The organism is Methylobacterium sp. AC690, assembly GCF_979256535.1.
This window is the reverse complement of record NZ_CEEDOX010000014.1, coordinates 103363-116210: the sequence shown is the minus strand read 5'-3', so window position 1 is coordinate 116210 and position 12848 is coordinate 103363. Positions and strand designations below refer to the sequence as shown.

The 12848-nt window shown below is 67.9% G+C and carries 11 protein-coding genes; 5 read left to right on the top strand and 6 right to left on the bottom strand.

All coding sequences use genetic code 11. The features are described 5' to 3' along the window. Positions 1–51 precede the first annotated feature (51 nt). A complete protein-coding gene (locus AC0IY1_RS17335) occupies positions 52–1905 on the bottom strand; it encodes a tetratricopeptide repeat protein (RefSeq protein WP_471771177.1) in 1854 nt (617 codons plus the stop codon). 164 nt (positions 1906–2069) lie between these two features. After that, on the bottom strand, positions 2070–3731 hold the full coding sequence (locus AC0IY1_RS17330) for an electron transfer flavoprotein-ubiquinone oxidoreductase (protein ID WP_471771174.1): 1662 nt from the start codon (positions 3729–3731) through the stop codon (positions 2070–2072). Positions 3732–3962: 231 nt separating this feature from the next. On the opposite strand from AC0IY1_RS17330, the gene AC0IY1_RS17325 reads away from it, so the two are divergent. The 3 genes from AC0IY1_RS17325 to moaB all read left to right on the top strand — a co-directional run bounded on the left by AC0IY1_RS17325 (position 3963) and on the right by moaB (position 6508). Continuing rightward, entirely contained in the window at positions 3963–4850 is an 888-nt protein-coding gene (locus AC0IY1_RS17325; RefSeq protein WP_471771172.1) for a uracil-DNA glycosylase, read from the top strand. A 103-nt stretch (positions 4851–4953) separates the two neighbouring features. Further along, entirely contained in the window at positions 4954–5865 is a 912-nt protein-coding gene (gene ypfJ, locus AC0IY1_RS17320) for a KPN_02809 family neutral zinc metallopeptidase (protein ID WP_471771169.1), read from the top strand. Between the two features lie 85 nt (positions 5866–5950). Then, positions 5951–6508 (top strand): molybdenum cofactor biosynthesis protein B, encoded by a 558-nt coding sequence (moaB, locus tag AC0IY1_RS17315; protein WP_055958170.1) that lies wholly within the window; start codon positions 5951–5953, stop codon positions 6506–6508. A gap of 30 nt (positions 6509–6538) precedes the next feature. Here moaB and AC0IY1_RS17310 read toward each other — a convergent pair whose 3' ends face one another. Further along, a complete protein-coding gene (locus AC0IY1_RS17310; RefSeq protein ID WP_471771166.1) occupies positions 6539–7060 on the bottom strand; it encodes a glycosyltransferase family protein in 522 nt (173 codons plus the stop codon). Between the two features lie 169 nt (positions 7061–7229). On the opposite strand from AC0IY1_RS17310, the gene AC0IY1_RS17305 reads away from it, so the two are divergent. Next, the gene (locus AC0IY1_RS17305; RefSeq protein WP_471771164.1) at positions 7230–8354 is read left to right on the top strand and encodes a PA0069 family radical SAM protein; all 1125 of its coding nucleotides are present in this window, start codon (positions 7230–7232) and stop codon (positions 8352–8354) included. Here AC0IY1_RS17305 and AC0IY1_RS17300 read toward each other — a convergent pair. The 3 genes from AC0IY1_RS17300 to AC0IY1_RS17290 all read right to left on the bottom strand — a co-directional run bounded on the left by AC0IY1_RS17300 (position 8320) and on the right by AC0IY1_RS17290 (position 10942). Then, complete coding sequence (locus AC0IY1_RS17300) at positions 8320–8949, bottom strand: ribonuclease HII (protein ID WP_471771162.1); 630 nt, start codon at positions 8947–8949, stop codon at positions 8320–8322. The genes AC0IY1_RS17305 and AC0IY1_RS17300 overlap by 35 nt on opposite strands. A 65-nt stretch (positions 8950–9014) precedes the next feature. Next, positions 9015–10094, bottom strand: coding sequence for a glycosyltransferase family 4 protein (locus tag AC0IY1_RS17295; RefSeq protein ID WP_471771160.1), 1080 nt, complete (start codon positions 10092–10094; stop codon positions 9015–9017). Further along, entirely contained in the window at positions 10091–10942 is an 852-nt protein-coding gene (locus AC0IY1_RS17290; RefSeq protein ID WP_471771158.1) for a UDP-2,3-diacylglucosamine diphosphatase, read from the bottom strand. The genes AC0IY1_RS17295 and AC0IY1_RS17290 overlap by 4 nt, the downstream gene beginning before the upstream one ends. A 591-nt stretch (positions 10943–11533) precedes the next feature. Here AC0IY1_RS17290 and AC0IY1_RS17285 point away from each other — a divergent pair. Beyond that, positions 11534–12742: an aminotransferase class V-fold PLP-dependent enzyme gene (locus AC0IY1_RS17285; protein WP_055957910.1), complete on the top strand. Its 1209-nt coding sequence runs from the start codon at positions 11534–11536 to the stop codon at positions 12740–12742. Positions 12743–12848 lie beyond the last annotated feature (106 nt).

Below are 12848 nucleotides of genomic sequence, written 5' to 3'. Positions count from 1 at the left end.
GCGGGGCCGGTCTGGCCCCGCGACGCGCGGTCCGTCAAGCCTTCGGGCTCGTCAGCCGCCGCTCTTCTTGTCGGCAGCGCCCGGGGGCTCGTTCGGAGCCGGCGCGCCCTTCGGCAGTTCCGGGTTCACCTTGCTCTCGGGCGGGTTCTCGGCGGTGGCCGCAGGCTTGTCGAGTTCCAGCAGGCCGTCCTTGAGCTTGGCATTGATCTTTTCGAGATCGTCCGGCTCAGGGTTCAGGTCCTTGGCATGCTGCCACTGGAACTTGCCCTCCAGGCGACGTCCGGCGCGCCAGTAGGCGTCACCGAGGTGATCGTTGATGGTCGGGTCGCCGGGCTTCAGCTCGATCGCCTTCTCCAGCTCACGCACCGCATCGTCCCAGCGGCCGAGGCGGAAATAGGCCCAGCCCAGACTGTCGATGATCATGCCGTCGCGCGGGGCCGCATCGACGGCCTGCTTCAGCATCGTGAAGGCCTCGTCGATGTTCATGTTCTGGTCGACCCAGGAATAGGCCAGGTAGTTCAGCACCTGGGCCCGGGCACCGGGCTGGCTCGCGGGCACCAGCTCCAGGGCCTTCTTCAGGTCCGCCTCGGCCTTCGACCATTGCTTGGCACGCTCGTAGGCGGTGCCGCGGAAGTAGAACGTCGTCCAGTAGTTCGACGCCGGCTTGTCGCCGATCAGCGCGATGGCGCGGCTGTAGGTCTCCGCCGCCTCTTCGTACTTCTTGCGCGAGCGCTGAACGTTGCCGAGCGCCGTGACGATGTCGATGTCGTCCGGATGCGCTTTCATCGCGGCATCGAGATGGGCGATGGCCTCGTCGCCCTTGCCCATCTGCTCCAGGTTCAGTCCGACCTGGACGTCGGCATTGAGGCGCAGGGGCGAGGTGGTGGGGATCTGCGAATAGGCCTCGTTGGCCCGCTCGGTCTGCTTCATCCGGTCGAGGATGTCGGCGAGGGTGAGCCGCGCGAGGGCGTGCTCGGGAGCGAGGTAGAGGGCGAGACGCAGGTAGACCACTGCCGGAAGCTCGTCACCCTGGGTCGAGCCGGCCGAGCCGAGGCCGTACAGAACCTCGCCCGCACCCTCCTGCGCCGAGTTGACGAGGCGGCTGAGAGGCTTGCCCTCCTTCAGCTTGGTCAGCGCATCGCGCACGATGGGATGGCGCGGCAGCAGCTTGTCGAATTCGGTGTAGGCCTGGATCGCGAGGTCGGTACGGCCGGCCTGGGCCTCGAAGCGCGCATAGGCATCGACGATGCGCAGGGTGTTGCGATCGGCATCGTAGGCGGCCTTCAGGCGACGCTCGGCCTCTGCCTGATCGCCGACGAGGCTGGCGATCAGCCCGGCATGGAAGTCGCGGAAGGTGTTGTAGTAGCGCTCGCCCTTGAGCTTGTTGATGGTCTCCAGCGCGCGCTTGCCGTCATTGGCCCCGGCGAAGGCCCAGGCGGTGAGCAGCGTTCCGGTCAGGTCGGCTGCGGCCCCCCGGCCGCTGCGCGCGAAGTTCTGGCGCGCCTGGGCGAACTGCCCGGCCTTGATCTGGCGCACACCGAGCGCGAGCTGGGCGAGGCCGTTCGTGCCGTCGCGGCTGGTCAGGCGCTCGGCGGCCCGGAAGGCGTCCGGCAGGGAGCCGTCGGCGAGCAGCGACACGAAGGCGCGCTCCAGGAGCTCGGCGTTGCGCGGATCGGCCTTCACCGCCTCGCGATAATAGCTCGCGGCCGCGGCGGTGTCCTTGGAGGCACCGGCGATGTAGGCCGAGAGGAAGTTGCCCTCCAACGATTCTGCCGGCTCGTACTCGGAGATCGGAGCGGATTCCCGGGGTTGGGCCGCGTAGGCCGCCGGCGAGGCCGCGAGGCAGACGGCGAGCGCCGAGAGGACCCGGCGGCCGGTCCGACTGGTTTTGGCTGTTCCGTTCATGGGCACCGATCACGGCTCCTGCGCACCGGCCATCTCGGCAGCCGGGCTCGATTGGGGCGGGACACTGGACTCTTACCGCCATCCTCGCAAGGCATAAGGATGGCGGCGCCTGCGCCCGCCATCCCCCCTCATCCGACCGTGATCGCGCCGCGAAGCGGCCCCCCTCACATGTTCGGGTAGTTCGGTCCGCCCGGTCCCTCCGGGGTCTCCCAGTTGATGTTCTGGTTCGGATCCTTGATGTCGCACGTCTTGCAGTGGACGCAGTTCTGGGCGTTGATCTGGTAGCGGACGCCGTCGCTGGCGCCGGCATCCTCCACCCATTCGTAGACGCCGGCCGGGCAGTAGCGTGCCGACGGCCCGCCGTAGACGTCGTGCTCGGAGGCCTTCTGCAGCTCCAGGTTCCGAACCTTGAGGTGGGCCGGCTGGTCCTCCTCGTGGTTGGTGTTCGAGAGGTAGACCGAGGAGAGCCGGTCGAAGGTCAGCTTGCCGTCCGGCTTCGGATAGACGATCGGCTTCACCTCGCTGAGCGGCTTCAGCGTGGCGTGATCCGGCTTGCCGTGGCGCAGCGTTCCGAAGGGCGAGGCATCCAGGATCGTGTTCGACCACATGTCGAGCCCGCCGAGGCCGACGCCGATCAGGGTGCCGTACTTCGACCAGAGCGGCTTGACGTTCCGCACGCGCTTCAGATCCTGGCCGATGGCGCTGTCGCGCCAGCCGTTCTCGTAGCTGACGAGCTCGTCACCGTGCCGACCGGCTTCGAGCGCCTGCGCCAGGGCCTCGGCCGCCTGCATGCCGGAGAGGACCGCATTGTGCGAGCCCTTGATGCGCGGCACGTTCACGAAGCCGGCGGAATCGCCGACGAGGCACCCGCCTGGGAAGACCAGCTTCGGGACCGACTGCCAGCCGCCCTCCATGATGGCGCGCGCGCCGTAGCCGATGCGCTTGGCCCCGTCGAAGGTCTCGCGGATCATCGGGTGGGTCTTGAAGCGCTGGAACTCTTCGAACGGCGACAGGGTCGGGTTCTCATAGTTCAGGTGCGTCACGAAACCGACCGAGAGCAGGCCGTCGTCGAAGTGATAGAGCCAGGAGCCACCGCCGGCCTTGTTCGGCAGCGGCCAGCCCATGGTGTGCTGTACAAGGCCGGCCTGGAACTTGTCGGGGGCGAGCTGCCAGAGTTCCTTGACGCCGAGACCGTATTTCTGGTGGTCGCTGTGGGCGTTGAGCTTGAACCGGTCGATCAGCGTCTTGGTCAGCGACCCGCGCGCGCCCTCGCCTAAGACCGTGTACTTGGCCCGAAGCTCCATGCCGCGGGTGTAGTCGTCGCGCGGCTCGCCGGATTTGCCGATGCCGAGATCGCCCGTGGCCACGCCGACCACGGCGCCGGCCGCGTCGTAAAGCACTTCCGCGGCCGGAAAGCCCGGATAGATCTCGACGCCGAGTTCCTCGGCCTTGGCGCCGAGGTACTTCGTCACGTTGGAGAGCGAACCGACGAAGTTGCCGTGGTTCGACATCAGCTTGGGGAAGAACACGTTCGGCATGGTCACGCCGCTGTTCTTGGTCAGGAACATGAACTCGTCGCGCTCGACCGCGGTCTTCAGCGGGCGCGCCTCGTCCTGGCGCCAGCCGGGGAGCAGGCCGTCGAGCCCCGAGGGATCGATCACAGCACCGGACAGGATGTGGGCGCCCACCTCGGAGCCCTTCTCGACCACCACGATGCTGACGTCAGGCGCCAGTTGCTTGAGGCGGATGGCCGTCGCGAGCCCGGCCGGACCGGCGCCCACGATGACCACGTCGAACTCCATTGCCTCGCGTTCAGGCAGCGCCATCCGTCATCCTCCTGTCGTGCATCCGCTTTTCGCGGGCGCGTTGGTCGTGCGATCCCATGTTTGACGATCAGTCTCAACCCATTCCAACTTGGGAACGCAACCCAACTTGGGAATGCAGGCGCGACTCTGCCCGGGGATGCCCCGTGCTGACGATGTCGCGCAGGGCAAAAGGTGGTGCGCGACGTCGCATGCCCCGTTGTCCACAGCTCGCTGAGGCGCCACATCAGCCGCATGAGCCAGGGTGAAGACCGACAACGGGATCTGATCGCGAACCTCGACTTCCACGTCGAGGCCGGGCTCGACCTGTTTCTGGACGAAGCGCCCCACGATCGCTTCTCCGAGACCGATTCACCGGAGCTGGCGCGCGCCGCCCCGAGCCGTCCAGCCCCGGAGAGACAATCCCCCGAGCGTGCCCGTCCCGCCCTCGACGACACCTTCCGCACCGAACTGCCCCCGCGCGGTTCGACGCCGCCACCGGCCCGGACCTTCGGACAATCGGCTTCGGCCAAGCCCGGCGAAGCCGCCGGCGATGCCCGAGCGCGCGCGAAGGACGTCCAGAGCCTGGAGGAACTGGAGGCGCTGCTCGCCGGCTTCGACGGCTGCCCCCTGAAGTTCACCGCCAAGAACCTCGTCTTCGCCGACGGCAATCCGGCGGCGAAGCTGATGTTCATCGGCGAGGCGCCGGGGGCCGACGAGGACCGGGTCGGCAAACCCTTCATGGGCCGCTCGGGCAAGCTCCTCGACCGCATGATGGCGGCCATCGGCCTCGACCGTACGAATGCGTACGTCACCAACATCGTGCCGTGGCGGCCGCCGGGGAACCGCAATCCGACGCCGCAGGAGGTGTCGATCTGCAGGCCGTTCATCGAGCGCCAGATCGAGCTCGCCGATCCAGACCTGATCGTCTGCCTCGGCAGCCCGGCGACGCAGGCGATCACCGGCACCAAGGACGGCATTCTGAAGGCCCGCGGGCGCTTCTACCCGTATCGGGTTGGGAGCCGCGAGATCCGTGCTCTGGCGACCCTGCATCCGGCCTATCTCCTGCGCCAACCCCTGCAGAAGCGCCTCGCCTGGCGGGATTTCCGGACGCTGCGCGCGGCTCTCGACGGGAAGGCCTGAGCCCGCTAGGGCCAGCGCCCAAGCGGAACCGTATCCCGCGCCTACGACTTACTTCACGCGGTCGTGTGTGACGCCGCGTGGCCGGACAAGGTGTAACGAGATCATGCGCTGGGAAGATTTCCGCTCGTCGGACAATGTCGAGGATCGGCGCGGCGAAGGTGGCGGCGGCGGTGGGTTCGGCTTTCCCGGCGGTGGAGCCGGTGGCCTCGGCATCGGCACCATCGTGATCCTGTGCATCATCGGTTGGGTCACAGGCATCAACCCGGCCGTCTTGATCGGCGGTGCCGAGCAGATGTCCGGCAGCGGACGCCCCCGCCAGGAGCAGGTCGATCCGCAGACCCAGACTCAGCGCAAGACCAAGCCGACCGACGAGAGCGGCCGCTTCGCCGCTGCGATCCTCGGCAACACCGAGGACGTGTGGAAAGAGGTCCTTCCGAACCAGACCGGTCGCCAGTACCGGCCGACCGCGATGGTGCTCTACACCGGCGGCACCCGCAGCGGCTGCGGTTCTGCGCAAGCGGCGATGGGGCCGTTCTACTGCCCGATCGACAAGAAGGTCTATCTCGACACCTCCTTCTTCAAGGAGATGGAGCAGAAGTTCGGCGTGAAGGGTGATTTCGCCTACGCCTACGTCATTGCCCACGAAGTCGGGCACCACGTACAGGATGAGCTCGGGATTCTCGGCAAGGTGCAGGGGCGCCAGCAGAACGCGTCGAGCAAGACGGAAGCGAACCAGCTCTCCGTGCGCATCGAGCTCATGGCCGACTGCCTCGCGGGCGTCTGGGCCAAGAACTCGAACGACAAGTACAATGCCCTGGAGCAGGGCGACATCGAAGAGGCGATGCAGGCGGCGAGCGCCATCGGCGACGACAAGCTTCAGAAGCAGTCGCAGGGCTACGCGGTGCCGGATTCCTTCACCCACGGTTCGTCCGAACAGCGGATGCGCTGGTTCATGACCGGCTATCGCAGCGGACAGACGAAGTCCTGCGACACGTTCCGGGCAGCGCGTAACTGAGGTGCAGCCGGCGCGCTGTCGGGGGGCGGGGCTTTCGCGTAAGATCGCTGATGTCCCGCCCGCGCTCGGCTGAAGGCATTCCATGATGGTCGCATCCGACAAGACCCGCAGCTTCATCCCGCTAGCCATCGCGGTCCTCACGGTGTCGGATACCCGGAGCGCGGAGGACGACCGCTCCGGCGACACCCTCGTCGAGCGCCTTGAGGCTGCGGGCCATACCCTGGCCGCTCGCGCGATCGTCCCCGACGAAGTGGCGGCGATCCGCGGACAGGTCGAGAACTGGAGCCGGGACCCGGCCGTCGACGTCGTCATCACGACGGGCGGCACAGGCTTCACCGGTCGGGACGTGACGCCCGAGGCGATCGAGCCGCTGTTCGAGAAGCGCATGGACGGCTTCTCGGCCGTCTTCCACCGCATCTCCTACGACAAGATCGGAACCTCGACCCTGCAGTCGCGCGCGACGGCCGGCGTCGCGAACGCCACCTACATCTTCGTGCTGCCCGGCTCTCCCGGGGCCTGTCGCGACGCCTGGGACGGTATCCTCGCCGCGCAGCTGGACTATCGCCATCGCCCCTGCAACTTCGTCGAGATCATGCCCCGTCTCGACGAGCACCTGCGTCGCGGCGCATCGATCTCGGTCTGATTCACACCGACTGGGGATTGTCCGCGGTGGTCAGGCCCGGTCGAGCCGCGCCGCGAGCGGGCGGGCCTTCAGTCGGCGGATAAATTTCGGTCCGGCGAGGAGGCGGTCGCGTCGCACCAGATCGCCCGGACGCGGTGCGTTCACGCCGATGACGCGCTCGCCCCGGGCAGCCAGGCGCGTGGGCAGGCCGGTATGGGGCCGGCGCAGGCGTGCCAGCGAGACCTCCGGCCGCGCCGTCCCGATGAAGCGGTCGAGAAGACGGATCCAGCCCTCGGCGGGAATATCGCCGGCCTCCAGGCAAAGGACCCAGTCCCGGCGTGCGACCTTCGCCCCTGCCGACCACGGCGACGACCCGCGTCCGCGCAGAACGACCTTCGCACCGGTCGCTTCGGCCACGGTCTCGATCGTCGTATTCGCGGTTGGCACGATGATCACCGCATCGCCGACGAGCCCCGCCGCGACGCCGGCCACCAGCGCGCCGAGCGTGTCGGCGAGTTGATCGACGGATTCGGGGTCGGCAGGCCGGGTCACGGAGATGAGAGCCGAAAGCATGCGCGCGCATACCGCATTTTTGCGTTGCGCAAAGCCATCTCACGGCGGCGCAATGCTAACAGGCGGGTAGAAATGCTGAGGGACGGGCGTTCTGCCTGAAATATCTGCAACTGTCCCGACGTTTGTTCGTGATACGTTCTCATCCAATCCCTCTGGATGAACTCGGCCCATGCCTGCAGACGCCTTCCGCTCATCATTCGCCGACATCGAGGCGGCGCGACGTCTCGGTGAGACGACGCCGCAGCCGTCGGGGCGGCGGGGCCGGGGTGCCACGGCCAATCCGAGCGGACGGTATGAGGCGGCCCGCCGGGAATCCTTCGACGACGGCTGGTCCGCAGAGGAGGAGGCGGTCGCTTTGCGGACCGAGGTGAGGCCGGAGCATGCCCGTACGCTGATCACCCGCAACACCTCGCCCGACATCTCGTTCGATCGCTCGATCAATCCCTATCGAGGCTGCGAGCACGGCTGCGTCTACTGCTTCGCCCGTCCGAACCATGCCTATGTCGGCCTCTCGCCGGGCCTGGATTTCGAGACCAAGCTGTTCCGGAAGGTGAATGCCGGCGCCCTGCTCGAAGCGGAGCTGTCGGCGCCGGGTTACCGCCCTGCTACCATCGCCCTGGGCACCGCCACCGATCCCTACCAGCCCATCGAACGGGAGCATCGCGTCACCCGCGCGGTGCTGGAGGTGCTGGCGCGTTTCCGCCACCCGGTCGGCATCGTGACGAAATCGAACCTCGTCGTGCGCGACCTCGACCTCCTCACCGACCTCGCGCGGGATGGTCTGGTCAAAGTCGCAATCTCGGTGACGACCCTGGATCCCGTCCTGGCGCGCCGGCTCGAGCCGCGGGCGCCGCATCCGCAAAAGCGCCTGGATGCGATCGGCCGATTGAGCGCGGCCGGTATCCCCGTGATGGTCATTGCCGCGCCGATCATCCCCTCGCTCAACGACCACGAGCTCGAGGCGATCCTCGGTCAGGCCCGTGCCCTCGGCGCCCAGGAGGCCAGCCACGTGCTCCTGCGCCTTCCGCTCGAGCTCGATGACCTGGTGAATGACTGGTTCGCCGAGCATTATCCGGGCCGGCAACACCACGTCATGTCGCTGGTCCGCGCTGCGCGGGGCGGCAAGGCCTATGACGCCGCCTTCGGCACGCGGATGACCGGCACCGGCGCCTATGCCGACCTGATCCGCCAGCGCATGCGGCTTGCCCGGCTGCGCCTCGGCTATCCCGAAGTCCGGCGGCGCCTGCGGACTGACCTGTTCAGGGTTCCGACGGACCAGCTGAGCCTGTTCTGAGGTCATAGGCGCGCGTGAAGCTGAGGCGATGATGGGGTGAGCGGCCGCGGCGTGCGAGGCCGGCGAGGTGCGTGCGCGTGCCGTAGCCGACATTGCTGGCCCAGCCGTAATCCGGGTAGCGCCCGGCGAGCCGACGCATCAGGGTATCGCGGAGGGTCTTGGCCACGATGGAGGCGGCGGCGATCTGCGGCACCAGACGGTCGCCGCCCACCACGGCGCGGCCCGGAAGGGTGAGACCGGGAATCGCGTCGCGGCCGTCGACCCAGACCGGTGCGTCGAGGTGCAGGGCGAGGACCGCGCGCCGCATGGCGTCGAGGGTGGCGGCGCGGACGTTGATCCGGTCCACCAGGGCGCGCGACCCGGCCGCCACCGCGACGCGGGCTCGCGCCCGGATCAGGGGGGTCAGCGCCTCGCGCTCGGCCGCCTTCACGCGCTTGCTGTCGTCGAGGCGCGCCAGCAGCTCGGGCGGAAACGCGGTCGGCGCGAACCACACCGCTGCAACGATCACCGGACCGCAGAGTGCGCCGCGCCCGACCTCGTCGCAGCCGATCACGGCCGGGTAGGTCTCCGCCAGGCGTGGGTCGAAGGGCGGCATCGGGAGGGGTCCGGGGCAGGGGTTGCCCTCTTCCCCTAGCCTGCGTGGGGAGACGGGTCCACGCGTCAGCCGAGTTCGACGATGCCCCGCGGAGCCGTCCCCGCTGCCCGGGCCGGGGCCGGCGTGCTGCCATGGGCGTGGGCAATGTTGTCGTAGAACTGGCGCGCACTCTCGGCCCAGGTGTAGCGCAGGGCTTCGCCGCGACAGCGCTCGCGCGGAATTGCCAGCGCGGCCAGGGCGGCCGCTCGCAGATCCTGATCGAGGACGCCGGCACCGGTCCGGCCGATGACGTCGAGGGGACCTGTGACGGGGTAGGCGGCCACCGGCACACCACAGGCGAGGGCTTCGAGGAGCACGATTCCGAAGGTATCGGTCAGGCTCGGAAACACGAAGACGTCGGCGGCGGCGTAGAGGTCGGCCAGCGCGGCGCCCGTACGGGTGCCCAGGAAACGGGCCTCCGGCGCGATACCTGAGAGGCGTGCTCGGTCCGGGCCGTCGCCGACGACGACCTTCGTGCCGGGCAGGTCGAGGCGCAGGAACGCTTCGAGGTTCTTCTCCACCGCGACCCGTCCCACGGAAAGGAAGATCGGCCGTGGCAGACCGGCGAGGTCCGCCAAGTCCGGCGCCTCCGGCGGGCGCGGGCGGAACAGCTCGGTATCGACGCCGCGCGTCCAGCGCATCAGATTCGTGAAGCCGCGGGCGTCGAGGTCGCGCTCCAGGGAAGGGGTGGAGACCATGGTGCCGTTGGCCGCTCCGTGAAACCGGCGCAGCCAGGCATAGCTCCAGGCTTCCGGCACGGGGGCCCGGGCGGAAAGATATTCCGGGAAACGGGTATGATAGCTCGTGGTGAACGGCCGGCCGTGGGCGAGGCAGTATCGCCGCGTGGCATAGCCGACGGTCCCCTCGGTGGAGATGTGGACGTGGCTGGGCCGCAGATCGTCCCAGAGGCGGGCCACGTGCCGCTTGGTGGCGTAGGCGAGCCGGATCTCGGGATATCCCGGGAGGGGAAGGGACGCGAAGTCCTGGTGGGTCAGGAACACCGGGTCGAAGCCGTAGGCGGCCCCCGCCGCGGCCATGTTCTCCAGGGAGCGGACGACACCGTTGACCTGCGGATGCCAGGCATCCGTCGCGATGAGGAGCCTCACGCGACCGCCCGGGCCCCTTCGGGCCGCGGATGGCCGACCAGCTCGGTGCGCGCGGCACGGGCGCGAAGCAGGCTCGGATAGTGCAGCACCTCCATGGTGCCGTCGTAATGTTCGACGATGGCGGTACAGGATTCCACCCAGTCGCCGGTGTTCAGGTAGGTCAGACCGTTGATCTGCCGGTTGGCCGCGTGGTGGATGTGGCCGCAGATCACCCCATCGGCTCCGACGCGCTTGGCCTCGGCGCTCAGCAGTTCCTCGAACTTGCCGATGAAGCTGACGGCGTTCTTTACCTTCAGCTTGGCCCAGGCCGAAAGCGACCAATAGGCGAGGCCGAGGCGGCGGCGCACGGTGTTGACGTAGGTGTTCACGAAGAGCGCGAAGGTGTAGGCGCCGTCGCCCAGGAACGCGAGCCACTTGGCATGGCGGACCACCATGTCGAACTGGTCGCCGTGAATGACGAGGTACCGCTTCCCATCGGCGGCCTCGTGCACCCGCTGGTCGGCGATCTCGATGCCGCCGAAGGTCATGCCGATGTAGTCACGCAGGAATTCGTCGTGGTTGCCCGGCACGTACACCAGCGTCGAACCCTTGCGCACCTTGCGCATGAGCTTCTGCACGACGTCGTTGTGGCTCTGCGGCCAGTACCAGCCGGACTTGAGTTGCCAGCCATCCACGATGTCACCGACGAGGTAGATGACGTCCGCATCGTAATCACGCAGAAATTCGAGCAGCAGATCGGCCTGGCACCCCTTGGTGCCCAGATGCATGTCGGACAGGAACAGGGTCCGGACGCGGGTCGTCTCAGTGTCTTCGCCCACGTTCGCCTCCGGGACAGCCTCCAACGTCATGAGCCAAACCGGATTCCCGTATCAGTTTGATGACGTTGGCCCCGCGAGACCGCGCGCCTTCTGCGCCGCGACGTAAGCTCTTCTTCCACAAAAAAAATTTTGATTTGAGACCAAGTATTTCGGGTTTTCCTTTCTGGCAGAAGCCGGGCATAGTCCCGCTCAAGGTGCCCCACCGGGCGGCGTTCGCGAACGCATGACCGGAGCCCATCGAGGCGAACTAAGGGTGCCGTCCCCGGGGACGACGACGCTGAAACGGCCCAGCGGTCAGCGCGTGTCGCGCGACCCGGCCCATGGAGAAGAGGCTTGAGGTATTCGGTGGCGCGCGCGGCGACGGGCGTCGGAGGGCAACCTTCGGCGCGGACGGACATGGGTCCCGTTTTCCTCCCGGGTCCCGTTTTCGTCCCCGGTCCCGTTTTCGTCCCCATGTCGCGCGCGAACGAGTTCGTCCCGCGATTCATCTGACCAGCGGCCGTCAGGAGCACCCGGGATCGTCCCGGGGCGCTCCGTGCGATCCGCCACAACCCTCGGCGCACCATTGTCGCCGCACGCCAGCTGCGTGTCGGCGCTATTCTGAGAAACGGAGAAAACACCATGGCGGCAACGCGACGTCCCGGCCGGAACCATCTGTTCGTCCCGGGCCCGACGAACATTCCGGATCGCGTGATGCGCGCGATGATGGTCCAGTCCGAGGACCACCGCTCGGTGGATTTCCCGGCGCTGACGAAGCCTCTGTTCGAGGAGAGCAAGGCGGTCTACGGCTCGAAGGACGGCACCATCTTCCTGTTCCCGGCCTCCGGCACGGGCATCTGGGAATCCGCGCTGTCGAACACCCTGTCGCGCGGCGACAAGGTGCTGGCCGCCCGCTTCGGCCAGTTCAGCCACCTCTGGATCGACATGGCCCAGCGCCTCGGCCTCGAGGTCGTGGTGCAGGACGAGGAGTGGGGCACGGGTGCGAACCCGGAGCGGATCGGCGAGGCCCTGCGCGCCGACAAGAACCATGAGATCAAGGCCGTCATGGTGGTCCACAACGAGACCGCCACCGGCGTCACCAGCGATATCGGCGCCGTGCGCAAGGCGATCGACGCGGCCGGCCACCCGGCCCTGCTCTTCGTCGACGGCGTCTCCTCGATCGGATCGCTGCCGTTCAAGATGGACGAGTGGAAGGTCGATTGCGCGATTGCCGGCTCGCAGAAGGGCCTGATGCTCCCCGCCGGTCTCGGCGTGATCTGCGTCAGCCAGAAGGCGCTCAAGGCCGCCGACACCTCGTCGGGCCAGAACGATCGCCTGGCGCATGTCTACTTCGACTGGGCCGACCACCAGAAGCAGAACCCGGCCGGCTACTTCCCCTACACCCCGCCGCTGCCGCTGCTCTACGGCCTGCGCGAAGCCCTCGCCTGCCTCAACGAGGAAGGGCTCGAGAACGTCTACCATCGCCATCACGTGCTCGGCGAGGCGACCCGCCAGGCCGTGGCGGCCTGGGGCCTGAAGACCTGTGCCAAGGAGCCCAAGTGGAACTCCGACACCGTGACGGCCATCCTCGTGCCGGAGGGCGTCGATGCCGCCGCGATCATCAAGCACGCCTACGTGCGCTACAACCTGGCGCTCGGCGCCGGCTTGAGCCAGGTCGCCGGCAAGGTGTTCCGCATCGGCCACGTCGGTGACATGAACGAGCTATCGCTCCTGGGCGCCATCGCGGGTGCCGAGATGGCCATGCTCGACCACGGGGTGAAGGTCCAGCCCGGCTCCGGCGTCGCTGCCGCGTCGAGCTACCTGCGCGAGAACCCGCTCTCGAAGTCCTGAGCTGACGTGCCGGAGCGGACACGCCCGCTCCGGCACACCCGAAGTCCTTATCCGTGACGTGCCCGCACCGCGGCGTGTCTAGTACGTGTCTTGGCCGGATCGGCCA

What these genes read in the sequence shown, in the direction of transcription:
- AC0IY1_RS17300 (WP_471771162.1), bottom strand. Translation starts at nt 8,949, where the DNA reads ATGCCGCCCTTCGACCCACGCCTGGCGGAGACCTACCCGGCCGTGATC.
- AC0IY1_RS17330 (WP_471771174.1), bottom strand. Translation starts at nt 3,731, where the DNA reads ATGGCGCTGCCTGAACGCGAGGCAATGGAGTTCGACGTGGTCATCGTG.
- AC0IY1_RS17325 (WP_471771172.1), top strand. Translation starts at nt 3,963, where the DNA reads ATGAGCCAGGGTGAAGACCGACAACGGGATCTGATCGCGAACCTCGAC.
- moaB (WP_055958170.1), top strand. Translation starts at nt 5,951, where the DNA reads ATGGTCGCATCCGACAAGACCCGCAGCTTCATCCCGCTAGCCATCGCG.
- AC0IY1_RS17310 (WP_471771166.1), bottom strand. Translation starts at nt 7,060, where the DNA reads ATGCTTTCGGCTCTCATCTCCGTGACCCGGCCTGCCGACCCCGAATCC.
- AC0IY1_RS17335 (WP_471771177.1), bottom strand. Translation starts at nt 1,905, where the DNA reads ATGAACGGAACAGCCAAAACCAGTCGGACCGGCCGCCGGGTCCTCTCG.
- ypfJ (WP_471771169.1), top strand. Translation starts at nt 4,954, where the DNA reads ATGCGCTGGGAAGATTTCCGCTCGTCGGACAATGTCGAGGATCGGCGC.
- AC0IY1_RS17285 (WP_055957910.1), top strand. Translation starts at nt 11,534, where the DNA reads ATGGCGGCAACGCGACGTCCCGGCCGGAACCATCTGTTCGTCCCGGGC.
- AC0IY1_RS17290 (WP_471771158.1), bottom strand. Translation starts at nt 10,942, where the DNA reads ATGACGTTGGAGGCTGTCCCGGAGGCGAACGTGGGCGAAGACACTGAG.
- AC0IY1_RS17305 (WP_471771164.1), top strand. Translation starts at nt 7,230, where the DNA reads ATGCCTGCAGACGCCTTCCGCTCATCATTCGCCGACATCGAGGCGGCG.